We start from the raw sequence: 22,580 nt of genomic DNA on the forward strand, positions 1-22,580 counted from the left end.
TCGGCCAGCAAGGCTCGACCCGACGGCGTCAGACGGGCATTCTTATGGACGTTCATCCGGGGTCTCCCGGTTAGAGGTTGGAGCTTCGCAACCCCACTCTCTCAACCCGATCCCGGGTGAACAACCTTCATAGCTTCGACACCTAGGCTCTCGACTTTCCACTCTCGTCAGGCGGAAGAACGAAAAACGCCCGGTCTCGCGACCGGGCGTTTTTTAAATCTCGTGTCGGGCGGCAGACCTACTTGATCTTGCCTTCCTTGAACTCGACGTGCTTGCGCACGACGGGGTCGTACTTCTTCATGACCAGCTTATCGGTCTTGGTCCGCGCGTTCTTCTTCGTCACGTAGAAGAAGCCGGTGTCGGCCGAGGAGTTCAGGCGGATCTTAATTGAGGCGGGCTTCGCCATGGTCGGTCCTCGCGCGGCCGGCTGCGCAGTCGCGCCGGCTGGGTTCTAAAGAGCCGCGGACAATACGAATCCCGAACCCAAAGTCAATCGGCGCCTAGAGAATCCTTGGCTTTGTCGGTCCGGAGCGGAAGCGCATGTAGGGGATGGGCCGTTCCGGCTCGTCCAGGCGCGCCATCACCTCGGTGATCACCGAGCGGGTGACCATGGGCAGCTTGAGGTCCAGCGCCTCCTGGAAGTCGAACCAGGCGATCTCCTCCAGCTCGCCGCAATCGGGTTGCCGCTCGAGACTCACCAGATGCTCGGCGTCGGCCATCAGGAACCAGGTGTCGAACCGCTTGGCCAGCATCGGCGGCGTCACGGCCCGATAGACGAGGCTGAGCGCCTCCAGGTCCGGCGCGGCGCCATGGGCCAGGAACTCGCGCCAGGGGCCCAGGGCGGGGCGGGCCTCCACAGGCTTGGCCAGCAGCAGGCCGGCCTCCTCGAAGGTCTCGCGGATGGCCGCCAGGCCCAGGGCGCGGGCCTTGCCCGGCGTGACATGGGCGTGGAACTTGGCGGCCACCTCAGGGCGCAGGTCGGTGGCGAAGGGGCCTTTGAAATCGGTCTTGTCGACCCGCCCACCCGGGAAGACCCACAGGTTGGCCATGAAGTCGTGGCCGCCGTGGCGCTTGCCCATCAGCACGCGAGGCTTGGGGCCATCGCGCCGGATGATGAACAGGGTCGCGGCGTCGCGCGGCTTGACGGCCTTGACGCCGGCTTGGCGCACACGGTTGCCCTCAGTGGGACGGGCGGCTTGGTTCGCATCGGTCATGAAACAACTGTATGACCCGAGTCTCCCCGAGGGAACGGCGCCGTAGGGTCACAGGCGAAATTTCTGACCCTCGGCCTAGCGCCGCTTGCCCTTTCGGACCCCCTTGGGTGGGCCGCCCTTGCGCTTGGCGTCGAAGGAGCCGGGCGCGCGGCGGATGGCCCCGATGCGCGGCCGGGCGGCGTTGGGATCGCGGGGTTGCGGTTCGCTCAGCATCTCGAACAGCAGGCCGCCGGTGATCGGCGTGGCTTCCACCAGCTTGACCTCCACCTGCATCCCCAGCGGCCAGCGGGCGCCGGAACGTTCCCCCACCAGGGCGTGGCTGCGATCGTCGTGGATGAAGAACTCGCCCCCCAGCTTGGAGACCGGGACCAGGCCGTCGGCCCCGGTCTCGGCCAGGCGGATGAACAGCCCGAACCGTGTCACCCCGGTGATCCGGCCCGCGAAGGTCGCGCCGACCCGGTCAGCCAGGAAGGCGGCGACGTAGCGGTCGGTGGCGTCGCGCTCGGCGGCCATGGCCCGGCGCTCGGCCACCGTGATCTGCTCGGCCGTGGACTTCATCTGGCTGATGTCCTGGTCGCTCAGCCCGTCGTCCCCCAGGCCGAGGGACCGGATCAGGCCCCGGTGCACGATCAGGTCGGCATAGCGGCGGATCGGCGAGGTGAAGTGGGCGTAGCGCGCCAGGTTCAGACCAAAGTGACCGATGTTCTCGGTGGAATAGATCGCCTGCATCTGGCTGCGCAGCACCACCTCGTTGATAATGTCGGCGTTCGGCCCCTCACGGGTCTCGGCCAGCAGCTTGTTGAAGCGATCGGTGCGCGGCGCCTCGCCCTTGTTCCAGGGGATGTCCAGGGTGGCAAGGAACTCGGCCAGGGACTGCACCTTCTCCTGGCTGGGGGTGTCGTGGATCCGGTAGATCAGCGGGGTCTTCTTGGCTTCAAGCGTCTCGGCCGCGCAGACATTGGCCTGCACCATCATCTCCTCGATCAGTTTGTGCGCCTCCAGGGCGGCGCGGGGCGTGATCGCGGTGATCTCGCCTTCGGGATTGATCAGGATGCGCCGCTCGGCGCTTTCGATGGCCAGGGGCGAGCGGGCGAGCCGGCCCTGCAGCATGCACCGATAGGCGGCCCACAGGGGCTCCAGGATGGGCGCCAGCAGCGGGCCGGTCACATCGTCCGGCTCGCCGTCGATCGCCGCCTGGGCCTGCTCGTAGGAGAGCTTGGCGGCCGAGCGCATCAGGCCGCGCACGAACCTGTGGCCCTTCTTGCGGCCCGACTTGTCGAACACCATCCGCACGGCGATGCAGGCGCGGTTCTCGCCCTGGCGCAGCGAGCACAGCCCCGCCGACAGCCGCTCGGGCAGCATGGGCTCCACCCGGTCGGGGAAGTAGACGCTATTGGCCTTTTCCCGCGCCGTGACATCCAGCGACGAGCCGGGGCGCACATAGCCCGCCACATCGGCGATGGCGACCCAGACGATCCAGCCGCCCTTGTTTCCGGCCTCGGTGTCAGGCTCGGCATAGACGGCGTCGTCGTGGTCGCGGGCGTCCGGCGGGTCGATGGTGATCAGCGGCACCTGGCGCAGGTCCTCGCGCCCAGTGAGCGTCGGCGGCTGGGCGGCTTCGGCCTCGGCCTCCGCGGCCGCCGGGAAGCCGGTGGGGATGCCGTGGGAGTGGATGGCGATCAGGGAAGCGGCGCGCGGCTGGTCCTCGCGGCCCACCACCTCCAGCAGCTTGCCTCTCTTGGGCCCATAACGCTGCTCGGAGGTGCCGACCTGGGCCAGGACCAGGTCGCCGTCCCGCAGCTCCTGGGCCTTGGGATCGGTGAGGATCAGGCTCTCCTTGGACTTGCGGTCCACCGGCTCCACCCGCACCTCGCGGTTGGACTTGCGGACCACGCCCAGGATCTTGTGGACGCTGGCCCCCAGCCGCTTGATCAGGCGTGCCTCGGTCTCGCCGTTCTCCAGGGTCTCGAACCGCACCAGCAGGCGGTCGCCGACCCCGGGGGCCGGGCCGATGGGATCGGCGCGCCCAGGCGCCAGCCGCACCAGGCCCGTGTCGTCGCCCTTGGTCAGGCGAACCATCAGGTCGCCGTCGGTGTCCTTCTCGATGACGTCCACAACCCCCACCGGGGGCAGGGCGCCGGCCTGGGCCAGGCCGCGCCGGCCACGACGGCCCAGCTCGCCGCCCTCCTGCAGCTCCTTGAGCATCTCGCGCAGGGCCTTGCGGTCGGCGCCCTTCAGCCCGAACGCCTTGGCGATCTCGGCCTTGTCGGTCTCACCCGCCTCGCGGATGTATTTCAGCAGGGTTTCGCGGTCGGGCAGGCCCTGGGTCGGCTTGGCCGCGGAGGACTTGAAGCGGGACGCCTTGGGCGCACGAGTCTTGGGCATGGGCTCTTGTAACGCGCCTGCGCCAAACTCGCTTCCTCAAACGATGCCGGCCACTATCCCGGCAAGCGCTCAAAGCTCGGAATGCCGGCGGGCACGTGATGGAAGGCCTGCTGATCCACCGTGAAGATCGCCATGCCCGGGGTGAACACGCTGGGATCGTCCAGGGAGCCGACCTTCAGGATCACCGCCGGAAAGCCGGGCGAGCGGGCCAGGATGTGCGACCCGCACTCCGCGCAGAACTCCCGGGTGACCGGACGCTCCAGATCGGGGCGCGTGAAGCTCTTGGGGGCGCCCTTGGTGTAGCGGAAACCCGGGATCGGCATGGCGATGAACACATTGGGCGAGCCGCCGCTGATGTGCTGGCACTCCCGGCAATGGCACTGGGCCTGCATCATCGGCTCGCCTTCGGCCTCATAGCGCAGGGCGCCGCAGTAGCATCCGCCTTCAAGTTTCATGGTGTCCTCCCGACCTGTCGGCGGAACTCTAGGCGCGGGGAGGGGACTGTAAAGCCTGTCCCTCAGTCATCCTCGCGGAAGGTCCCCAGCCGGGTCAGGCCCTTGATGGTGGTGGCGCCGTCGGTCTTGGTCACCGTCCGCACCGAACCCACCGTCGTGGCCGCGATCTCGGCGGCCAGGGCCTCGGAGTGGGTCACCAGCCAGACCTGGGATCGATCGGCGGCCTGGCCCACCAGGCGGGCCAGGGGTTTCATCAGGGCGGGATGCAGGCTGGACTCCGGCTCGTTCAGGGCCACGAAGGCGGGCAGGCGATAGGCCATCAGGGCGCCGGCCAGGGCCAGGAACTTCAGCGTCCCGTCCGACAGCTCGGCGGCCTCGAACACGCGGCGGGGAAAGTCCGGAAAGCTCATGCCGAAACTGGCGGTGCGGTCCGGCTGCGGAACCACCAGCCGCGCGCCCGGAAAGGCCTGGTCGATCACCGCGTCCAGGTCGGCGGTGTCCTGCCGGATATGGGCCAGGGTCGCGAACACGGCCGCCAGGTTGGAGCCGTCCGAGGCCAGGGTGGGGCTGGCCACCGCCGTGCAGGGCCGCCGCAGCGGCGAGGCCGCATCGGTGCGCAGGTCATGGTAGAACCGCCACTCCAGCAGGGTGCGTCGCACGATATCCAGGCCGGGATACTTGCCGGGGTCCTCCAGCCGGGCCAGCACGGTCTCCGAGGCCAGCAGGTCGATGTCCACCTCCTGCGGACGGCCCTCCTCGTCGCGGGCCATCACCGAGGCGTTCTTGCGGTCCAGCAGCCGCACCGGCCGTCCGCCGCTCAGATAGGACAGCTGCTCGGTCTTGATTTGCGGCTCGGTGGGAAAGGCCGGCGCGGTCGGGAAGGGGAAGCCGACCTCCACCTCGTAGCGGTAACCCACGCCCGGGCGGCCCGGCACGGCCAGGTCGACGGAAAAGCTCATCCGCGCGGGCTCGTTCTTCCGCCGCGTCCCGGCCCAGAAGGCCGCCGCCATGCCCTCGCGGGCCAGCTCGGCGCCCAGCGTATTGGTGGCCGCCGCCCGCAGCAGCTCCAGGGCCCGGTACAGGTTGGACTTGCCGACCCCGTTGGCGCCGACGAAGACCTCCAGGTTGGTGACCGGATAGGCGATCTGCGCCAGCGACCGGTAGCCCGAAGCGGAGAAGTCGCTGACGGGCAGCAGCATCGATTCCTAGGCCTTTACCGCCTTCTTGGCCGCCGGCTTTTTCGCGGCCGGTTTCTTGGCGGCGGTCTTCTTGGCCGCGGGCTTCTTCACCGCCGCCGTCGCCCCGGCCTCCGCCTTGGGCTTGGCCGCCGCCTTGGCCTTGGGGGCCGCCTTCTTCTTCGCGGGCTTCTTGCCGCCGCCCTTTTCCACCCGCTCGGCGATCAGCTTGACGGCCTCTTCGAGGGTCAGGTCCTGCGGGTCCGACCCCTTGGGCACATTGGCGTTGGTGGAGCCGTGCTTGATGTAGGGGCCATAGCGGCCGGCCAGCACCTTCACGGGCTGACCGTCCACCGGGTGGGCGCCCAGGTCTTTCAGGGCCGCGGATTCGCCGCGACCGCCCCGGCCGCCGGCGCGCTTCTCGGCCAGCAGGGTGACGGCGCGGTTCAATCCCACCTCGAACACCTCGTCGGCGGTGGGCAGGTTGGCATAGGTGCCGTTGTGCAGGACGAAGGGCCCGAAGCGGCCGATGCCGGCGGTGATCATGATCCCGTCTTCGGGGTGGGCGCCGACCTCGCGGGGCAGGCGCAGCAGTCGCAGGCCCTTCTCCAGGTCCATTGCGGCGGCCGACCAGCCCTTGGGAAGGCTGGAGCGCTTGGGCTTTTCGCCGTCGCCCAGCTGGACATAGGGGCCAAAGCGGCCGGACTTCAGGAACACCGTCTCGCCGGTCTCCGGGTCGACCCCCAGTTCGCGGTCGCCGCTCTCGCCCTCGGCGTCATCGGCCGACTGGGCGATGGGCCGGGTGTAGCGGCACTCCGGATAGTTCGAGCAGCCGATGAAGGCCCCGAACTTGCCGGTCTTCAGGGACAGCTGCCCCGCCCCGCAGGTGGGGCAGGCGCGCGGATCGGAGCCGTCTTCCTTCTGCGGGAAGATGTGGGGGCCGAGCGCCTCGTTGAGCGCGTCCAGCACATGGGTGACGCGCAGTTCGGCGATCTCGCCGACGGCGGCGTGGAAGTCCTGCCAGAACTCCCGCAACAGGGCCTTCCAGTTCAGCTCGCCGGCCGAGACCAGGTCGAGCTTTTCTTCCAGGGCGGCGGTGAAGTCGTACTGGACGTAGCGGTTGAAGAACTGCTCCAGGAAGGCGGTGACCAGCCGTCCCTTGTCCTCCGGGATGAACCGGTTCTTGTCCATGCGGACGTATTCCCGGTCGCGCAGCACGGTCAGCACCGAGGCGTAGGTCGAGGGCCGGCCGATGCCGAGCTCCTCCATCTTCTTCACCAGGCTGGCTTCCGAATAGCGCGGCGGCGGTTCGGTGAAGTGCTGGTCGGCGCGGGCGGTGATCACCTTGGCGGCGGCGCCCTCGTTGACCTGGGGCAGGCGGCCGCTCTCCTCGTCGCCCTCGTCGTCGCGGCCTTCCTCGTAGACGGCCAGATAGCCGTCGAACAGCACCACCTGGCCGGTGGCGCGCAGGCCGGTCTTGCCGTCGGCGCTCTCCAGCTCGATGGTGGTCCGCTCGATGCGGGCGGCCTCCATCTGCGAGGCGATCATCCGCTTCCAGATCAGCTCATAGAGCCGGCCAAGGTCGCTCTCCAGCCGCAGCGAGCCGGGGTTGCGGGCCAGGCTGGTGGGGCGGATGGCTTCGTGCGCCTCCTGGGCGTTCTTGGCCTTGGTCTTGTAGATCCGCGCGGTCTCGGGAACGTATTCCTTGCCGTAGACGCCGCCGATCACCTCGCGCGCCTCGTCCAGCGCCTCGGGCGCCGACTGCACGCCGTCGGTCCGCATATAGGTGATGAGACCCACGGTCTCGCCGCCGATGTCGATGCCTTCGTACAGCTTCTGGGCGGCCTGCATGGTGCGCTGGGTGGAGAAGCCCAGCTTGCGGGCGGCCTCCTGCTGCAGGGTCGAGGTGGTGAAGGGCGGGGCAGGGGACCTGCGCGCTGGCTTCTTTTCCACCGAGGCGATCTTCAGGGTCGCCCCGTCCACCGCGGCCTTGGCGGCCAGGGCGGTGGTCTCGTCGCCCAGGTCGAACTTGGTCAGGCGCTTGCCGTCATGCTTGACCATGCGGGCCAGGAAGGGGTCGCCCCCGGCGCTGACATCGGCCTCGACCGTCCAGTATTCCTGGTTCTTGAAGCGCTCGATCTCGATCTCGCGGTCGACCACCAGACGCAGGGACACCGACTGCACCCGGCCGGCCGAGCGCGAGCCCGGCAGCTTGCGCCACAGCACCGGCGAGAGGGTGAAGCCCACCAGATAGTCCAGGGCGCGGCGGGCCAGATAAGCCTCCACCAGCTCCATGTCGATGTCGCGCGGATGCTTCATCGCCTCGGTGACGGCAGCCTTGGTGATGGCGTTGAACACCACCCGCTGGACCGTGGCGCCCTTGATGGCCTTCTTCTTCTGAAGGACCTCCAGCACGTGCCAGGAAATGGCCTCACCCTCGCGGTCGGGGTCGGTGGCCAGGATGATCTTGTCGGCGGATTTGGCGAAGTCGGCGATCTCCGACAGCCGCTTGGCGGACTTGGCGTCCACGTCCCACAGCATGAGGAAGTCCTCATCGGGCTTCACCGAGCCGTCCTTGGCCGGCAGGTCGCGCACGTGGCCGTACGAGGCCAGGACCTTATAGTCCGAGCCCAGGTACTTATTGATGGTTTTGGCCTTGGCCGGGCTCTCGACGACGACGAGGTTCATGCGGTTTTAAGGGTGGTCCAAGGGCCGAAGCGCCCGAAATTCAAGGGCCCGGAAGGTGGGGTGTCCGCCTAGGCCCTGTCAACGGGCCGATTTCACAACAAGCGCTACAATTGAAAGTTGAGCGGCAACCTTTCTACGCCCTATGGGTTGGAATCTGTTACAAGCTGGCCGCAGGCAGATGGAACAGTGGAACCCCAAGGGCTCGCCTCAGGCGGCAGCGACCTTCATCGAGGAGGTCCTGAACCAGTTGGCGGAATTGGCCTCGACGCGAGGCTACCAGTCCCTGGCCACGACCTTGATGATGGCCGCCCTCGACGCCGCACGCGCGGCCGCCGGGCCTCCCGACAAGGCGCCCTAGAGCATGATCGCTTGAGACGGAACCGCGCAGCGGTCCCGGCTCAAGCTTGAATCATGCTCTCGCTTATATCTGGAGCCTGATCCACCGCATCGGCGGAATCGCGAAGCGATTCCACCTCAACGGATCAGGCTCTAGGCGCGAGACACCATGCCGCCCGGCAGAAGTTCCGCCCGGCCGGCCAGGGACAACTCCATCAGCGCCGCCAGGACGGCGGGCAGGGGAGCCCGGGCCGCGCGCACGATCTCGTCGCGCGACACCGGGGTGGGGGAGAGCAGGTCGGCGATGGTCTCGCGTAGCTTTTCCGCCGCAGCATCCGAGATATCGGCGGTCACGGCATAGCGGTCCTGGTCCGGCTCGCGGAAACCGCCGAAGCCCTCCAGCGCCCGCAGCACGTCCTCCGCACCCTCGCAGATCGCCGCCCCCTGGCGGATCAGGTCGTTGGTCCCCTTGGCGCGCGGGTCCAGCGGCGAGCCCGGCACCGCCAGCACCTCGCGCCCCTGCTCGGCGGCCAGCCGGGCGGTGATCAGCGAGCCCGACCGGATCTCGGCCTCCACCACCACGACCGCGCGGCTGAGGCCCGAGATGATCCGGTTGCGGCGGGGAAAATCCTTGGCCTGGGCGGTCTGCCGCGGCCGGCTCTCGGACACCACGCAGCCGGCCTCGACGATGCGGGCGTGCAGGTCGCGGTGCTCCGGCGGATAGATGTCGGCGATCCCGCCGCCCAGGACGGCGATGGTCCCGGTGGGCAGCGACCCCTCGTGCGCCGCGCCGTCCACGCCCCGCGCCAGGCCTGAAACGATCACCTGTCCCGCCTGCCCCAGGTCGCTGGCCAGGCCGCGCGCGAACCTTTGTCCCGCGGCCGAGGCGACCCGCGCCCCCACCACGGCGACGATCGAGCGCTGCAGAAGCTGGGCGTCCCCCCAGGCCCATAGCACCGGTGGCGGTGGATCGAGCGCCGCCAGGGGCTGAGGGAATCCCGCCTCGCAGGCGCAGAGCAGGCGCGCGCCCAGGGCGGCGCCGTCGGCCAACTCGGCCTCGACATCCTCCACGCTCGGCACGCCCAGGGGCGAAACCCGCCCGCCACGCCGCGCCAGGTCGGGCAGGGCGGCCAGGGCCAAGGAGGCCTCGCCATAGCGGGAGATCAGCTGGTCGAAGGTGACCGGCCCCACATTCTCGGTGCGCGCCAGCCGCAGCCAGTCGCGCCGCCCGGCCTCGGTCAGGGTTCGGCTCAAGCGGCGTCCTTCTTGCCCCCGATGCGCGGCTCCTCACCCTTCAGCAGGCGGCGGATGTTCTCGGCGTGGCGGAAATAGATCAGCACCGCCATGAACAGGGCGAGCCAGGCGATGGGCAGGGGCCGGTCGAAGACGAAGGCGGCGTAGATCGGGGCGAGCGCCACGGCGGTCAGGGCCGCCAGCGAGGAGATCCGGAACAGGAAGGCCATGACGATCCAGGTCGCGCCCGCCGCGATCCCCACGGGCCAGGCCGCCGCCAGCAGGGTGCCGAAGAAGGTGGCCACCCCCTTGCCGCCCTTGAACTTCAGCCAGACGGGGAACAGATGCCCCAGGAAGGCGCTCGCCGCGGCGATGGAGGTCAGCAGGGCCTGGACGTCCTTGGTGCTCTCCCGCGTCGCCAGCCAGGCGATCAGCACCGCCACCGCCCCCTTGCCGCCGTCCCCCAGCAGGGTGATGGCCGCCAGGTCCTTGCGGCCGGTGCGCAGCACATTGGTCGCCCCGATATTGCCCGAGCCGATATTGCGCAGGTCGCCCGCGCCCCCCAGCCGGGTGGCGATGACGCCGAACGGAATGGAGCCCAGCAGGTAGCCGCCGATGACGGCCGCTGCGATCAGCGCGGGACTGAGTGACTCAAGCATGTAATTCCCCCCAATTGCCGAGAGCCTAGCCTTCCGGCGCGCTCTCGTCATCCAGCGCGGCGCGGACCCTGACCGCCAGGGCCGTGATATCCACCGGCGCCGTGGTGTCGACCTCGATCACCCGGCCCAGGCCCACCGGCCCGTCGTACTCCGCCAGCAGGGATGCGGGCAGGTCGCGCAGGGTGTGGATGGCGTGGCGTTCCCCGATCAGCGACCGCGCCGAATACCGCCGGCTGGCCTCGTCCGGCGGGCAGCGGCAATAGACCTCCACCAGCCGGCCGCCCAGCCCGGTCAGCATCCGGCGCTCATAGGCGCTCCTGGGCCGGAAATTGGCCTCCAGCACCACGGCGGGCGAGCACGCGGCGAGCGTCCAGATCAGCTCCATGGACGCGCTGCCGAGCGCCTGGGTCCAGACCTCCGGCTCGGCCCGCTGGCCCAGCACGTCGGCCAGCCGCTCCTTGATCACGTCCTTGGACAGCAGGGGCAGGGCCAGGGCCTGCGCCAGCGGCAGGGCCAGGGTCGACTTGCCCGCCCCCGGCGCACCCGAGACCATCACCACATGGCGCACGGCTCAGACCTCTTGCGCCAGCACGGCGGTCAGGGCGGCCAGCGCCGCCTCGTCGCGCCGATAGAAGGTCCACTGCTTGATGCGCCTGGGCGTCACCAGCCCGGCCTGGGTCAGCACCCGCATGTGTTCCGACAGGGTCGGCTGGCTGACCCCCAGCTTCTCGGCGATCCGCACGCCGCAGACCCCGTCCTCCACCAGGTCCCCGTCCACCTGCGGCGGGAAATTGGCGCGCGGGTCCTTCAGCCAGGCCAGGATCTGCAGCCGGCGGTCATTGCCCAGGGCCTTGAAGGCGAGTGCGTTCGTCATATCGCCAATTGGCTAAGTTTCGGCAGGAGCCTAGGTCGCGGCGCGGCCGCAGACAACCTCAGACCCGATAGACGACGCGGCCGTCCACCAAGGTCATGCGGATCTCGCCCTGCAGGCGGCGGCCATCGAAGGGGGAGTTCTTGGACTTCGAGCGCAGCCGGTCGGCGTCGATGACGATGGGGGCGTTCAGGTCGCACAGCACCAGGTCGGCCGGCGCGCCCTTGGACAGCGTCCCGGCGTTCAGGCCCAGCAGCCTGGCCGGCCGGCTGGTCACCGCCGCCATCAGGTCGATCAGCGGGATCCGCCCCTCGTGGTGGAAGGCCAGCAGGGCCGGCAGCAGGGTCTGCAAGCCGATGGCGCCGGGCGCGGCCTCATCATAGGGCAGGCGCTTGTCCTCGGCCGGCGCCGGGGCGTGGGCCGAGACCACGATGTCGATCAGCCCCGTGGCCAGGGCCTCGATCACCGCCTGGCGGTCGTCCTCGCCGCGCACCGGAGGATCGAACTTCATGAAGGTGCGGTAGTCGCCGATGTCGATCTCGTTGAACGACAGGTGGTTGATCGAGGTCGTCGCCGTGATCGGCAGGCCCCGGGCCTTGCCCCGCGCCAGGGTCTCCAGGGCGCAGGCGGTGGTCACCTGGTCCACCAGGAACGGCGCCCCGGTCATCTCCACCAGGGCCAGGTCGCGCTCCAGCATGATCTTCTCGGCGAAGGTCGGCACGCTGGGCAGGCCCATGCGGCCGGCGAACTCCCCCTCGGTGGCCGCCGCGCCGGCGCTCAGCCACGGATCGGCCGGGCGGTGAGCCACCAGTACCCCGAAGCTCTTGGCGTAGGCCAGCACCCGGCGCAGCACCTTGGAGTCCACGATCGGCCGGTCGGCGTCGGTGACATAGACGCAGCCGGCCTCGGCCATCAGGCCGATCTCCGCCATCCGCTCGCCCCGCGCGCCCTTTGTGGCGGCCCCGGCCGGGTAGACGTGGACCAGCTCGATATCCCGCGTCCGGCGCAGGATGAAGTCCACCACCGAGGCCTCGTCGATCACCGGATCGGTGTCGGGCTGCAGCACGATGGAGGTCACCCCGCCGGCCGCCGCGGCCAGCCCCGCCGACTTCAGCGTCTCCTTGGTCTCCGACCCCGGCTCCCCGGTCTTGACCCGCAGGTCCACCAGGCCGGGCGCCAGCATGGTGCCGCGCGCGTCAATCACCTCGATGTCGGGCGACAGGCTCCCCAGGTCGCCGCCGTGGCTGACATCGGCGATCTTGCCGCCCTGCACCAGCAGGGCGCCGGGGCCGTCCCAGCCGCTGGCCGGATCGACGATGCGGGCGTTGATGAAGGCGGTCGGCTGCGCGCTCATAGTTCCTGCCGTCCGATCCATTTTTCCACGACCGGCGGCTTGTAGGCGGCGAGCGCGTCCAGCATCGCCCCGCAGTCCTGGCTGAACACCAGCATGTCGCGGTGCGGCGCCTTCAGGAACGCCTCGTCCACCGCGTGGTCCACAAAGGCCCGCAGGTGATCGAAGTATCCCAGCACGTTGAGGAACCCCGCCGGCTTGGCGTGGAAGCCCAGCTGGCCCCAGGTCCAGATCTCGAAGATCTCCTCCATCGTGCCCACACCGCCCGGCAGGGCGACAAAGCCGTCGGCCATCTCCGCCATCCGCGCCTTGCGCTCGTGCATGGAGGGCACGACGTCGAGCCGGGTCAGACCGGTATGGGCGATCTCCTTGTCCATCAGCGCCTCGGGCATCACCCCGAACACCTCGCCCCCGGCCGCCAGGGCGGCGTCGGCGAGGCCGCCCATAAGCCCGACCTTGGCCCCGCCATAGACCAGGGCCAGGCCCCGGCCGGCGATGGCGACGCCCATGGCGCGGGCGGCCTCCATATAGGCCGGGTCGCCACCGGGGCTCGCGCCGCAGAACACCCCCACCGCGCGCATCAGTCGTTGTCCAGTCGGGCGGCCATGGAGGCCAGCACCGCCATCCGCGCGGCCACCCCCATCTCCACCTGATCCTGGATCAGGCTGACCGACAGGTCGTCGGCGACGTCGGAATCGATCTCCACGCCCCGGTTCATCGGCCCCGGATGCATCACCCGGACGCCCGGCGCGGCGCAGGCCAGCTTCTCGCGGTCCAGGCCGTAGAAGCGGAAATACTCCCGCTGCGACGGCGCCATCACCCCGTCCATGCGCTCCAGTTGCAGGCGCAGCATCATCACCACGTCGCAGCCCTCGATGCCCTCGCGCATGTTGTGGAACACCTCCGCCTTCCAGCGGTCGACGGCGGCCGGCATCAGGGTCGGCGGCCCCACCAGCCGCACCTCGGCGCCCAGCATCTGCAGCAGGCTGACATTGGACCGCGCCACGCGGGAGTGCAGGACGTCGCCGCAGATGGCGACCCGAAGGCCCGCGATCCGCCCGAAGGCGCGCCGCATGGACAGGGCGTCCAGCAGGGCCTGGGTCGGGTGCTCGTGCTGGCCGTCGCCGGCGTTGATCACCGAGCAGGTGACCTTCTGCGCCAGCAGGCTGGCCGCGCCGGAGGAGGCGTGGCGCACCACCAGCAGGTCCGGCTGCATGGCGTTCAGGGTCACGGCTGTGTCGATCAGGGTCTCGCCCTTGGCGATCGACGACGACCGCGGGCTCATATTGACCACGTCGGCCCCCAGCCGCTTGCCGGCCAGCTCGAAGGAGCTCTGGGTCCGCGTCGAATTCTCGAAGAAGAGATTCATCAGCGTCCGACCCTTCAACAGGTCGAGCTTCTTGGAGGTTTGGCGGTTGAGCGACACGAAGCCGTCGGCGAGATCGAGGAGGCTGGCCACCTCCACCTCGTTCAGATCGGTGACGGACAGGAAGTGTCGCCGCGGGAACGGGAAGGTTCTGCCAAGAACCTCGTTCAGACCAGGGGGCAGGGTTGTCATTAAAGGCGCGTCGTAGCGGAGGCCGCAGGCGGCGCCAAGCGAACTCGCCTTTTCGCCCACAGCTGTCGCAGAGGTGAGGACCGCACCCGCACCTTCCCGCCCGCCCCGCTTGACGGTTTGAAGATTCGTGAAATATAGAAATGGCAGACAAGCACTGAACCCGGAGCAGACCCATGAAGCGCATCCACCTCCACGTGAGCGTCCCCGACCTCGCCCAATCGATCCAGTTCTACGAGACCCTGTTCGGCGCCCCCGCCTCGGTGGTGAAGGACGACTACGCCAAGTGGATGCTCGACGATCCGCGCGTGAACTTCGCCATCTCCCAGCGGGCGCGGGCAGGGGGCGTCGACCATGTCGGCATCCAGGTCGACAGCACCGCCGAACTGGCGGAACTCGCCACCCGCCTCAAGGCCGCCGGCGCCGTCACCTTCGACCAGGACGCCACCACCTGCTGCTATGCCAAGTCGGACAAGAGCTGGGTGAGCGACCCCTCTGGCCTGCGCTGGGAGACCTTCCACCCCTTCGGCGAGGCCACCCGCTACGGCGAGGACGAGGCCACCGCGGAACCCACCGCCGCCCCCCGCGCCGACATCCCGGCCTGCTGCTGAGGGGCGGTAAAGGCCGTCGAGGGGGGAGGGCGACTAGTCGCCTAACCCCCGCAGCCGCTCCAACGCCCCCTGCAGGATCCACCCGGCCGCCATCTTGTCCACCACCTCGGCGCGCCGCGCCCGATTGACGTCGGCCTCGTCGATCAGGAAGCGGTGGATGGCCATGGAGCTCATCCGCTCGTCCCAGAAGGCGATCACCAGCTCGGGGCGCAGGCGCAGCAGGTTGCGGGCGAAGGCGCGGCTGGACTGGGCGCGCGGGCCCTCGGTCCCATCCATGTTCACCGGCAGGCCGATGACGATCCCGGCCACCTCGCGCCCGTCCATCAGCTTGAACAGCGCCTTGGCGTCGTCGGTGAACTTGGTCTTCCGGATCAGCTCCAGGGGGCTGGCCACCATCCGCGTGGTGTCCGACACCGCCACCCCGATGGTCTTCTCCCCCAGGTCGAGCCCCACCAGCGCGCCATAGCGCGGCAGCAGGGGCGGGAGCTCGGTGATGTCGACGACGGCCATGGGGCTTCCATAGGCCTTCAGGCCGTGCGCCGCCAACCCGCGACGCGGGTCGGGGATTAAGTGTTCACCCCCTCGTGCGAACGCGCCATGGCGCGCCTGTAGGCGTCGCGGCCGGTGGTGCGGGCGAGGTAGGCCTGTTCGACCTCGCCGAGGGTGACGCCGCAGGTCCGTTGGCCCAGGTTCAGGGCGTAGGTCACCGAGATGTCGGCGGCGGTGAAGGCCTCGCCCGCCAGGTAGGGCGAGTGGGCAAGCCGTTGGCTCACCAGCTTCAGCCGCTTCTGGAACGCCTTCAGACACCAAGTCGCGCCCCAGTTCTCGCGCTCGGCCTCAGGGGCGATGAAGCGGCTGACGACGACCGGCATCATCAGGGTCGCGAGCCCGGCCTCGCCGAGGTGCAGAAACTGCTGGTAGGCCGGGAAGGTCGGATCGGCCGGCGCGGGCGCCAGCGGCGTCGGTCCGTAGCGGCCCATCAGGTACTCCATGATCGCGATCGACTCGACCATGGCGACGTCGACGTCCTGGATCGCCGGGATGTAGTCGGCGGGGTTGATGGCCAGTAACTCGGGGTCCTGCTCGGGCGCCAGCATGTCCACCTGCCGCACGCGGTAGGGCAGGCCCATCTCCTCCAGCACCCAGACGACCCTGATCGATCGCGAGGTCTGTCCGCCCCACACGGTGATCATGCGCCGGCCCTTTCCTGGTGGACCCATAGCGGGCCTTGGATGACGCTAGCGGGACGGACGTCCGCGATCCACCCCGCTCAGGGCCTCCGCTTGGCCGGCCGGCCCGCCCCTACATCCGGGCCAGTTCCTCGGCCACGATCGCCTGGACCAGGCGGATGCGAGGGCTCGATTGCAGTTCCTGATGGGTGACCAGCCAGATCGGCACAGGAATGGGCGCCATGTCCGGCAAGAGATTGACCACGCCGGGCGTCCGCTCCGCCACTTCGCGCATCATCACGGCCACGCCCATCCCGCGTTTGACCATTTCCCAGATCACGACCGAGGCCTCCGACACGATCCGCAGATCCTCGGTGGCGATGGGAATACCGATCTCACCCAGATAGTCGCAGAAGCGCGGGTCATCGAAGCCCATCAGACCCGCCGTGGCCAGATCGGCGGGACGCCTGGGCAGGCCGTTGCGGGCGACCCAGTCGTCGGAGGCGAAGAAACCCGCCTCGGTGTCGCGGATATGCCGGCCCACCAGGCCGGGGCGATCAGGACGCACATGGCGTATGGCGATGTCGGCTTCCCCCCGGTGAAGATCGCTGATCTCGTTGGAGGCGACGATGGCGATCGTGATCTGCGGCGCGTCTGATCGGATGCGCGCCACGATCTCGGGAAGAACATAGGCCGCAAAGGTGTCGGTGGCCGAGATACAGACCCGCCCGCCGGTGTCCTGCACCCGGCCACTGGCGGCGAGAACGAACGTCTCCGCCGCCTCACCCATGATGCGCGTGTGATCGAGCAGGTCCATCCCGGTCTGGTTCAGAACCAGCTTGCGGCCCCGCCGTTCAAACAGGGTCACCCCCAGATCAGCTTCCAGCGCCAGAACCTGCCGCGACAGGGTGGGCTGGGTCAGACCCAGCTGGCGCGCCGCGGCGGACAGCGATCCGGCGGCGGCGGTGGCGTGAAACGCGCGAATGTGGTTCCAGTCCATCGCCTTCATGCAAATGCGTATATCATGCCTGCGAATTTCAGCAATTTGCACGATTTACGCATATGCTATTCGGCGTCGCACAGGAGCACTCCACCATGAGTTCAGCCAGCGACGCGCGGTTCTGGGACAGGATTTCGCGCAAGTACGCCAGGGACGCCATTGCCGATCTGGGCGGCTATGAGCGCACCCTGGATCGGACCCGGGCGCTGCTGAACCCGGACGACCAGGTGCTGGAACTGGGCTGCGGCACCGGCAGCACGGCGCTGCGGCTGGCCGGCGATGTGCGGCGCTATCTGGCGACCGATCTCTCCGCCGGAATGATCGTGATCGCCAGGGAAAAGCAGGCCGCCAGCCCTATCCCGGCCCTTGCCTTCCAGGTCGCCACCGCCGAGGCCACGACCCTCGAGGCCGGACGGTTCGATGCGGTCCTGGGATTCAACTACCTCCACATGGTCCGCGACGTGCCGGGAACCCTGCGCCGGATCCACACCCTGCTCGCCCCGAGCGGCCTGTTCATCTCCAAGACGCCCTGTCTTGGAGATATGAACCCGCTGCTGAGCGGTGTCCTGTTGCCGGCCATGCGCGCCATCGGCAGGGCGCCCTATGTCAGCGTCTTCTGGCAGACCGAACTCTGCGATCTCGTCAGCTCAGCCGGCTTCGACATCCTCGCCGCCGAGAACCACGCCACCAAGGGCGATGATCGCCGTCCCTGCATCGTCGCCCGCAAACGGTCCGAGGCGCCCGCTGCGCCCTAGCAGGCCGTGGCGCTCGCCTTGGGAACAACCATTCCGCGCCTGTTGCTTGCGGCCGACATCTGCCTGGTCGGCCTGCGCCGTCGCGAATTTCGGCCTATCTCGGTAGGCGTTAGATAATAAGAGCGAAGACTATGAGCGCACAAACAACACAACAAAGCGCACTTGAGGAAATAAAGGTCAGTGTGAAACTGAAACTTGCAGCCCTGTGGGCGAGTTTCATGTTTCTCTACATCTATGTAGACTACTTCCACCTCTACATGCCGGGATCATTGGAGGATTTGCTGGCCCGCAGGGTCTTTGTATTCGATATCACGCAAGCCTATATCTTGGTTGCGCTCGCCTCTGTGACGATTCCGGCCCTGATGATTTTCCTGTCCGTCGCCTTGTCAGAGAAAGTAAGTCGCTGGACAAACATAGTCGTGGCGACGATCTATATTCCCTACACATTGGTCAATCTGGTCGGTGAGGCGTGGATACATATGGCGTTCGGCGCCTCTGTAGAAGTCGGTCTTCTCTTGCTGGTTATTCGCTATGCATGGAAATGGCCTCGTACTGAAATATGAGGACCTTTCTCCGCAAAGAGCAGGAAACACGGGAACAGGAGCGGCATTCCCCGGACGGCAGGAGACCGGTCGAATTTTCGGTCCGGTTACGGAAAGAAACTGACGCGGCTCTTGGCTAAAGGATGGACCGATCCCAGCGGCCAAACCGGCACATGGACGCTCGGATGGGATTACCTGGACCAGGGCCGGTAAGCGCCATGTGTGGACGGCTCCCCCTTAGCAAGGTGTTTTCTGGACTCTCGCTGAGCTGGTCGGTGCGGCCATGTGTTCGACCTGTTGGTGCGGCGCATGGGCCGCTGGCCATAATGCCTTCCGCGAAGATGGGTCCCGACCAAGAGCACGCGCTCGAAGCGCTCTGGCGCAATTGGGTTTTCCCGTCTTCCGGTGTCGACCGGCTGGATGCGTTAGTTCAGATCTGCCCTTCCCAAGCTTGTGGGCGCCGAGGCGCCGATGATCAGGCGGCCCGAAGCTCGGGCTCGCGATAGGTCTCCCCTGTGGTCATGACCGCCCAGGCCATCCGGGCGATCTTGTTGGCGAGCGCCACGGTGGCGACCTTGGTCGGCCGACGGGCCAGGAGCTGCACGAGCCATGGCCTGCGGGTCCCGTGCTGCTGGGCGTAGCGCACGACGGCCAGAGCGCCGACGACCATCAGCTGGCGTAGGTATCGGTCGCCTTGCTTGGTGATCCCGCCGAGCCGCTCCTTGCCGCCGCTGGAGTTCTGCTTCGGGACGAGCCCGATCCAGGCCGCTAGGTTGCGGCCGGTCTTGAAGGCCTTCGGGTCGGCGATCGTCGCCACCAGGGCGCTAGCCAGTAGAGGCCCCACGCCGGGGATGGTCATCAGTCGCCGACCGGCCTCGGTCGCTCGGGCGCTGGTGCGGATCCGCCGGTCGGTCTCGAGGATCTGCTGGTTCACCAGCCGCAGCTGCCCGCCAAGCAGCTCTAGGCACACCCTCGCCTCTTCCGGCAGCCGCTCGTCGGCGGCTTCAACAATCTTCAGCAAGCCCGCCAGGCCTTCGCGGCCGATCGGGCCGACCAGCCCAAACTCGGCCATGTGGCCGCGGACCGCGTTGGAGAGCTGGGTCCGCTGCCGTATCAGCATCATCCGGACCTTGTGCAGCACCATCACGCTCTGCTGCTCGGGGCTCTTCACCTCGACAAACCGCATCGTCGGCCGGGTCACCGCCTCGCAGATCGCCTCGGCGTCGGCCGCGTCGTTCTTCTGACGTTTGACATAGGGCTTCACGTAGCTCGGCGGCATCAGCCGCACTTTGTGACCCAACCTCCGAAGCTCCCGGCCCCAGAAGTGGGCGCTGGCGCACGCCTCGAGGCCAATCAGACAAGGCGGCAGCTTCGCGAAGAACGCGATCAACTGCGCTCGACGCAGCTGCCGGCGGATCAGCACCTCGCCATCGGCGGCGACCCCGTGCACCTGGAAGACCGACTTGGCGATATCCAGACCTATCGTAACGACTTGAGCCATGACTCTCTCCTCCTGCTGCGCGGGAGCCTACGCTCCCGCGGGCGGGGAGCCGTCCACAGCATCAGGAGCGGAAATTGACACCCGTACAGGAAGCGGACGTTTGCGGGCCTGGTGGCCGCCCGTATTGCTCTAAAGCCTTAGCGTGTTGCGTTCACCGGCTGAGCCCACCGTGGATTGCGGTCATTGGCTTAGCGACCGAAGCCGGACGCTCTCGATCTACTTGCAGAGTAGGAAGAGTCATTCCCCCCTAAACCTCAGTCCGGGACGTCCAACTAATCCTCGTGTTCGAATTCCAGCCGCACCCACCTGAGGAAGCCTATGACGCGGGAATCGACTCACTGCCCGCTCAGTTCAATAACCATCTTCGCAGCCAGATAGATGCGCGGCGCTATGCGGCTCAGATCGACATACTCTTCCTGGGAAGAATGATAGCCGTAGCCGGGCAGGCCCAAGCCCTCGATGACAGGCTTGCCTGAGAGTTGGGCGTAGCCGGCGTCGGTACTGGCCGTCATGGCCGGGACCGGAGTAAGAACGCCGCCCACCTCCTTGTAGATGGATACGGCCTTGTCGATCAGGGCCGCGGAGGCGGCGTCGGCGAAGTAGCCCGGTCGGCCTGGGCGATACTCCATCCGGGCAGTGGTATCCGGAACCAGGGGAGTCGTCAGGCGCTGAGCCAGCTGGGCCAGCTTGTCGTCCAGCACTGACTTGGAAAGGTGACGGGTATCGGCTGAGATTACCGCCTGATCGGGAATCTGGTTGCGGATGGTTCCGCCGTTGATCTGGGTCCAGTTGAAGCGGAAGCCATTGGCGGGATCGTCGAGGTCGCGGGTTTTGAGCACGATATCGGCAGCCTCCACCAGGGCGTTGCGGCCGCGCTCTGGCGCGCCGCCGGCGTGGGAGGCGCGTCCAGAAACGATGACCCGCGTCTCTCCATTGCCGGCCGCGGCGCGCGGAATGATCTCGACTCCAACGGTGCTGGGCTCAAAAGACATGATGACATCGGCCTGACTGGCGAGGTCGGTGACAATCTTGGCCGAGAAGACAGAGGTCTGTTCTTCGTCGGTGTTGAACATGACGGTAAGCTGTCCAAAGCGCCTGAAGCCAACAGCCTTGAGCGCTGCCAGGCTATGAAGAATGACAGTTAGCCCGCTCTTATCATCGGCGATGCCGGGGCCGTAGGCGCGATCACCCTGAATCCGGAATGGGCGCTTGGCCAAGGTGCCGACGGGATAGATGGTGTCCATGTGGGCGATGAGCACGATCTTCGCCGTCCCGGTCCCGGCGAACCGCCCGATGATGACCGAGCCATGAGCTGGCGCCGCCGCCGGGATCTTCTCTACCGCTGCGCCAAGGGCAATAAGCCTTGCGGCCAGGATGTCGCCCATTTCAGCCATGCCGCCGACCTCCCGGGTCGGGGTTTCGATGTTGACCAACGATCGCAGGGTGTCGACCGCGAGAGGCGCCTCAGCTTGGGCCGCCGCCCAGAGGCGATCATCACGCGGCGCGGCTTGGGCGGGGAGAGCCAGCATCACGAGAAGGAATGCAGAAAGCGGTATCCTCATTGATTTTCTCCGAACGCGAGGTCGGCCTTCTGGACAACAATGTAGTGAGATCGCCTAAGGGGTCAGCGCCAGCATCCTGAGACGCCCGGCCCGTCGTGGATCGCTGAAGGAGCGTGAAGTCTCGTCGAAGACCATCGTTTGCCGCGCGGTTCGGTCATAGGGCGGCCAAGCGGCCAGCCCCTTGTGGTTTGGGTCGCCAGACCGGGCGAACGCCGCCCATGCGCCACTGATCTCGCTCGCAAGCTTCCGAGAGGCGGGCGTTGGTGAGCCGGCGGTGAAGATCGCTTCAGGTCGATCAAGATTGTCGAACACGAACGGAAGTTCGGCCCCGTGGGGTGCAAACCAGCGCCCCTCTGCAACTGGGCTCAGGCGCTGAAAGAGATAGGACCAAACCTTGGCCTTGCCCTGGATGGCCTTCCGTTCCGCCAGCAGGGTCGTATCCCGCAGGTACCGATGATCCGACGAAATGAGATAGAGAATGAAGTCGAGCGGCGCTTCCGGGTTCGCTTCTCGATACTCACGCACGAGGTCCTGGGCGTCGGCGCCCGGGATCAGCCGCTGCACCCAGTCCCGCAACCTTGCCAAGTCCAGGTTCTGTGCGGCCGGATCACTGCCCAGGAAGAATGCGTCCTCGGTCAAAGTCGACCCGATGATCAGGGGAACATCCGCGGAGATCGCGGGGGCTGTGGGATCGAAGGGATGGGTCGGCAGCGACCGTGTCCCCGCGATTGGCCGAAACTGTCCGACGGTTCCAGCCACCGGGTTAAACTTCGCACCCGGCCAAACGGCTGCGGATGCGGCAAGCACGGCTTCCACCGGGACGGTTTGCAGCCGCCGCACGTCTGTGCGCGCCACGCCCAGCAGGTCAAAAACCCGATCGGATCGTTCCAGGGCGACGTCCGGCGTGTCCAGGCGAAGCGCGGCGCCACTTTCCACAATTGCGCGATGGAACAGGCCGCGGGCGGCGGGCATCGCCATCAAGGCCGCAACCTTCCACGCCCCTCCCGACTGCCCAAAGAGGGTAACGCGACGCGGGTCGCCGCCGAAGCCCGCAATGTTCTCCTGCAACCAGGTGAGCGCCTGTACGCAATCCAGCAGCCCCGCATTGGAGGCGTCGTCAAACTCGCCGCCGCCCAGCCCCTGCAGGAAGATATGACCGAATATGTTCAGTCGATGATTGAGCGTGACGACAACCACGTCTTGGCGACTGGCCAGGTTGACGCCGTCGAGGATGGGCGATGCCCCAGATCCGAAGGAGAACCCACCGCCGTGGAGAAAGACCAAAACCGGACGCCGACCACTATCGGCCGCCGGCGTCCAGATGTTGAGAAAGAGACAGTCCTCCGATTGCGGGGCAATGGGCCTGGCGGGTTGGCTGCTAGAGCATTTTTCGATCAGTCTGCATCGTATCCAGCGGCGGCGAAGTAGTTCGCGCATTCCCTTGGTGTGAAGGCGTCGATGATTTGAGCGATGGCTGACCAGAGCTGCTCGAGGGTTCTGGCGGCGGCCTTTCGGAGC

Annotated in this window: 23 protein-coding genes and 1 pseudogene; 4 read left to right on the forward strand and 20 right to left on the reverse strand. The window is 67.6% G+C overall.

Annotated features, from left to right (window positions below; translation table 11 throughout):
• Positions 1 to 238 precede the first annotated feature (238 nt).
• The 6 genes from rpmG to topA all read right to left on the reverse strand — a co-directional run bounded on the left by rpmG (position 239) and on the right by topA (position 7,917).
• Positions 239 to 406, reverse strand: coding sequence for a 50S ribosomal protein L33 (gene rpmG, locus Q8N10_RS05465; protein WP_215340033.1), 168 nt, complete (start codon positions 404 to 406; stop codon positions 239 to 241).
• Between the two features lie 94 nt (positions 407 to 500).
• Positions 501 to 1,214, reverse strand: coding sequence for an NUDIX hydrolase (locus tag Q8N10_RS05470; RefSeq protein ID WP_304777180.1), 714 nt, complete (start codon positions 1,212 to 1,214; stop codon positions 501 to 503).
• A gap of 75 nt (positions 1,215 to 1,289) precedes the next feature.
• Entirely contained in the window at positions 1,290 to 3,599 is a 2,310-nt protein-coding gene (rnr, locus tag Q8N10_RS05475) for a ribonuclease R (protein ID WP_304777181.1), read from the reverse strand.
• 53 nt (positions 3,600 to 3,652) lie between these two features.
• On the reverse strand, positions 3,653 to 4,054 hold the full coding sequence (locus tag Q8N10_RS05480; protein WP_304777182.1) for a GFA family protein: 402 nt from the start codon (positions 4,052 to 4,054) through the stop codon (positions 3,653 to 3,655).
• 62 nt (positions 4,055 to 4,116) lie between these two features.
• The gene (locus Q8N10_RS05485; RefSeq protein ID WP_304777183.1) at positions 4,117 to 5,253 is read right to left on the reverse strand and encodes an AAA family ATPase; all 1,137 of its coding nucleotides are present in this window, start codon (positions 5,251 to 5,253) and stop codon (positions 4,117 to 4,119) included.
• A gap of 6 nt (positions 5,254 to 5,259) precedes the next feature.
• A complete protein-coding gene (gene topA, locus Q8N10_RS05490) occupies positions 5,260 to 7,917 on the reverse strand; it encodes a type I DNA topoisomerase (protein WP_304777184.1) in 2,658 nt (885 codons plus the stop codon).
• 178 nt (positions 7,918 to 8,095) lie between these two features.
• Between topA and Q8N10_RS05495 the strand changes: the two genes are divergently transcribed.
• Positions 8,096 to 8,275, forward strand: coding sequence for a hypothetical protein (locus tag Q8N10_RS05495; RefSeq protein WP_304777185.1), 180 nt, complete (start codon positions 8,096 to 8,098; stop codon positions 8,273 to 8,275).
• A gap of 131 nt (positions 8,276 to 8,406) precedes the next feature.
• On the opposite strand, the gene dprA is transcribed toward Q8N10_RS05495, so the two are convergent.
• Genes dprA through Q8N10_RS05530 form a run of 7 tightly spaced genes read right to left on the reverse strand, consistent with a single transcriptional unit; the run spans position 8,407 to position 13,925 of the window.
• On the reverse strand, positions 8,407 to 9,507 hold the full coding sequence (gene dprA / locus Q8N10_RS05500; RefSeq protein WP_304777186.1) for a DNA-processing protein DprA: 1,101 nt from the start codon (positions 9,505 to 9,507) through the stop codon (positions 8,407 to 8,409).
• Positions 9,504 to 10,145 (reverse strand): glycerol-3-phosphate 1-O-acyltransferase PlsY, encoded by a 642-nt coding sequence (gene plsY, locus Q8N10_RS05505; protein ID WP_304777187.1) that lies wholly within the window; start codon positions 10,143 to 10,145, stop codon positions 9,504 to 9,506. The genes dprA and plsY overlap by 4 nt, the downstream gene beginning before the upstream one ends.
• Positions 10,146 to 10,170: 25 nt before the next feature.
• Positions 10,171 to 10,713 (reverse strand): AAA family ATPase, encoded by a 543-nt coding sequence (locus tag Q8N10_RS05510; RefSeq protein WP_304777188.1) that lies wholly within the window; start codon positions 10,711 to 10,713, stop codon positions 10,171 to 10,173.
• A 3-nt stretch (positions 10,714 to 10,716) separates the two neighbouring features.
• The gene (locus Q8N10_RS05515; protein WP_304777189.1) at positions 10,717 to 11,019 is read right to left on the reverse strand and encodes a helix-turn-helix transcriptional regulator; all 303 of its coding nucleotides are present in this window, start codon (positions 11,017 to 11,019) and stop codon (positions 10,717 to 10,719) included.
• Between the two features lie 58 nt (positions 11,020 to 11,077).
• Positions 11,078 to 12,370 (reverse strand): dihydroorotase, encoded by a 1,293-nt coding sequence (gene pyrC, locus Q8N10_RS05520; RefSeq protein WP_304777190.1) that lies wholly within the window; start codon positions 12,368 to 12,370, stop codon positions 11,078 to 11,080.
• Entirely contained in the window at positions 12,367 to 12,948 is a 582-nt protein-coding gene (locus Q8N10_RS05525; RefSeq protein WP_304777191.1) for a TIGR00730 family Rossman fold protein, read from the reverse strand. The genes pyrC and Q8N10_RS05525 overlap by 4 nt, the downstream gene beginning before the upstream one ends.
• Positions 12,948 to 13,925, reverse strand: a complete 978-nt coding sequence (locus Q8N10_RS05530; protein ID WP_304777192.1) for an aspartate carbamoyltransferase catalytic subunit — start codon at positions 13,923 to 13,925, stop codon at positions 12,948 to 12,950. Before Q8N10_RS05530 ends, Q8N10_RS05525 begins: the two co-directional genes overlap by 1 nt.
• Before the next feature lie 173 nt (positions 13,926 to 14,098).
• Between Q8N10_RS05530 and Q8N10_RS05535 the strand changes: the two genes are divergently transcribed.
• Complete coding sequence (locus Q8N10_RS05535) at positions 14,099 to 14,533, forward strand: ArsI/CadI family heavy metal resistance metalloenzyme (RefSeq protein ID WP_305663874.1); 435 nt, start codon at positions 14,099 to 14,101, stop codon at positions 14,531 to 14,533.
• A 33-nt stretch (positions 14,534 to 14,566) separates the two neighbouring features.
• Here the strand turns inward: Q8N10_RS05535 and ruvX are convergent, their stop codons facing one another.
• The 3 genes from ruvX to Q8N10_RS05550 form a co-directional block, all read right to left on the reverse strand.
• Positions 14,567 to 15,043: a Holliday junction resolvase RuvX gene (gene ruvX, locus Q8N10_RS05540; protein WP_304777194.1), complete on the reverse strand. Its 477-nt coding sequence runs from the start codon at positions 15,041 to 15,043 to the stop codon at positions 14,567 to 14,569.
• A gap of 56 nt (positions 15,044 to 15,099) precedes the next feature.
• Positions 15,100 to 15,726 carry a glutathione S-transferase family protein gene (locus Q8N10_RS05545; protein WP_304777195.1) on the reverse strand — a complete coding sequence of 209 codons (627 nt, stop codon included), beginning with the start codon at positions 15,724 to 15,726 and terminating at the stop codon, positions 15,100 to 15,102.
• Positions 15,727 to 15,835: 109 nt separating this feature from the next.
• A complete protein-coding gene (locus Q8N10_RS05550; RefSeq protein WP_304777196.1) occupies positions 15,836 to 16,711 on the reverse strand; it encodes a LysR family transcriptional regulator in 876 nt (291 codons plus the stop codon).
• A gap of 86 nt (positions 16,712 to 16,797) precedes the next feature.
• Between Q8N10_RS05550 and Q8N10_RS05555 the strand changes: the two genes are divergently transcribed.
• Both Q8N10_RS05555 and Q8N10_RS05560 read left to right on the forward strand, forming a co-directional pair.
• Positions 16,798 to 17,457: a class I SAM-dependent methyltransferase gene (locus Q8N10_RS05555; RefSeq protein ID WP_304777197.1), complete on the forward strand. Its 660-nt coding sequence runs from the start codon at positions 16,798 to 16,800 to the stop codon at positions 17,455 to 17,457.
• Positions 17,458 to 17,588: 131 nt separating this feature from the next.
• Complete coding sequence (locus Q8N10_RS05560) at positions 17,589 to 18,020, forward strand: DUF6326 family protein (protein WP_304777198.1); 432 nt, start codon at positions 17,589 to 17,591, stop codon at positions 18,018 to 18,020.
• A gap of 454 nt (positions 18,021 to 18,474) precedes the next feature.
• Here the strand turns inward: Q8N10_RS05560 and Q8N10_RS05565 are convergent, their stop codons facing one another.
• The 4 genes and pseudogenes from Q8N10_RS05565 to Q8N10_RS05580 form a co-directional block, all read right to left on the reverse strand.
• Positions 18,475 to 19,500 (reverse strand): IS110 family transposase, encoded by a 1,026-nt coding sequence (locus tag Q8N10_RS05565; RefSeq protein WP_304777199.1) that lies wholly within the window; start codon positions 19,498 to 19,500, stop codon positions 18,475 to 18,477.
• Between the two features lie 335 nt (positions 19,501 to 19,835).
• The gene (locus Q8N10_RS05570; protein ID WP_304777200.1) at positions 19,836 to 21,062 is read right to left on the reverse strand and encodes a glutamate carboxypeptidase; all 1,227 of its coding nucleotides are present in this window, start codon (positions 21,060 to 21,062) and stop codon (positions 19,836 to 19,838) included.
• Positions 21,063 to 21,116: 54 nt separating this feature from the next.
• Complete coding sequence (locus Q8N10_RS05575; RefSeq protein WP_304777201.1) at positions 21,117 to 22,499, reverse strand: carboxylesterase/lipase family protein; 1,383 nt, start codon at positions 22,497 to 22,499, stop codon at positions 21,117 to 21,119.
• Positions 22,457 to 22,580 (reverse strand): annotated as a pseudogene (locus Q8N10_RS05580) (IS630 family transposase); the annotation flags it as partial. The gene Q8N10_RS05575 and the pseudogene Q8N10_RS05580, both read right to left, overlap by 43 nt.

The organism is Phenylobacterium sp., assembly GCF_030693625.1.
Classification (GTDB): domain Bacteria; phylum Pseudomonadota; class Alphaproteobacteria; order Caulobacterales; family Caulobacteraceae; genus Phenylobacterium; species Phenylobacterium ferrooxidans.

Bases quoted from the DNA above. Each gene is read 5' to 3' on its own strand.
- rpmG (WP_215340033.1), bottom strand. From the start codon at position 406: ATGGCGAAGCCCGCCTCAATTAAGATCCGCCTGAACTCCTCGGCCGAC.
- Q8N10_RS05470 (WP_304777180.1), bottom strand. From the start codon at position 1,214: ATGACCGATGCGAACCAAGCCGCCCGTCCCACTGAGGGCAACCGTGTG.
- rnr (WP_304777181.1), bottom strand. From the start codon at position 3,599: ATGCCCAAGACTCGTGCGCCCAAGGCGTCCCGCTTCAAGTCCTCCGCG.
- Q8N10_RS05480 (WP_304777182.1), bottom strand. From the start codon at position 4,054: ATGAAACTTGAAGGCGGATGCTACTGCGGCGCCCTGCGCTATGAGGCC.
- Q8N10_RS05485 (WP_304777183.1), bottom strand. From the start codon at position 5,253: ATGCTGCTGCCCGTCAGCGACTTCTCCGCTTCGGGCTACCGGTCGCTG.
- topA (WP_304777184.1), bottom strand. From the start codon at position 7,917: ATGAACCTCGTCGTCGTCGAGAGCCCGGCCAAGGCCAAAACCATCAAT.
- Q8N10_RS05495 (WP_304777185.1), top strand. From the start codon at position 8,096: ATGGAACAGTGGAACCCCAAGGGCTCGCCTCAGGCGGCAGCGACCTTC.
- plsY (WP_304777187.1), bottom strand. From the start codon at position 10,145: ATGCTTGAGTCACTCAGTCCCGCGCTGATCGCAGCGGCCGTCATCGGC.
- Q8N10_RS05515 (WP_304777189.1), bottom strand. From the start codon at position 11,019: ATGACGAACGCACTCGCCTTCAAGGCCCTGGGCAATGACCGCCGGCTG.
- pyrC (WP_304777190.1), bottom strand. From the start codon at position 12,370: ATGAGCGCGCAGCCGACCGCCTTCATCAACGCCCGCATCGTCGATCCG.
- Q8N10_RS05525 (WP_304777191.1), bottom strand. From the start codon at position 12,948: ATGCGCGCGGTGGGGGTGTTCTGCGGCGCGAGCCCCGGTGGCGACCCG.
- Q8N10_RS05530 (WP_304777192.1), bottom strand. From the start codon at position 13,925: ATGACAACCCTGCCCCCTGGTCTGAACGAGGTTCTTGGCAGAACCTTC.
- Q8N10_RS05535 (WP_305663874.1), top strand. From the start codon at position 14,099: ATGAAGCGCATCCACCTCCACGTGAGCGTCCCCGACCTCGCCCAATCG.
- ruvX (WP_304777194.1), bottom strand. From the start codon at position 15,043: ATGGCCGTCGTCGACATCACCGAGCTCCCGCCCCTGCTGCCGCGCTAT.
- Q8N10_RS05545 (WP_304777195.1), bottom strand. From the start codon at position 15,726: ATGATCACCGTGTGGGGCGGACAGACCTCGCGATCGATCAGGGTCGTC.
- Q8N10_RS05550 (WP_304777196.1), bottom strand. From the start codon at position 16,711: ATGAAGGCGATGGACTGGAACCACATTCGCGCGTTTCACGCCACCGCC.
- Q8N10_RS05555 (WP_304777197.1), top strand. From the start codon at position 16,798: ATGAGTTCAGCCAGCGACGCGCGGTTCTGGGACAGGATTTCGCGCAAG.
- Q8N10_RS05560 (WP_304777198.1), top strand. From the start codon at position 17,589: ATGAGCGCACAAACAACACAACAAAGCGCACTTGAGGAAATAAAGGTC.
- Q8N10_RS05565 (WP_304777199.1), bottom strand. From the start codon at position 19,500: ATGGCTCAAGTCGTTACGATAGGTCTGGATATCGCCAAGTCGGTCTTC.
- Q8N10_RS05570 (WP_304777200.1), bottom strand. From the start codon at position 21,062: ATGAGGATACCGCTTTCTGCATTCCTTCTCGTGATGCTGGCTCTCCCC.
- Q8N10_RS05575 (WP_304777201.1), bottom strand. From the start codon at position 22,499: ATGCGCGAACTACTTCGCCGCCGCTGGATACGATGCAGACTGATCGAA.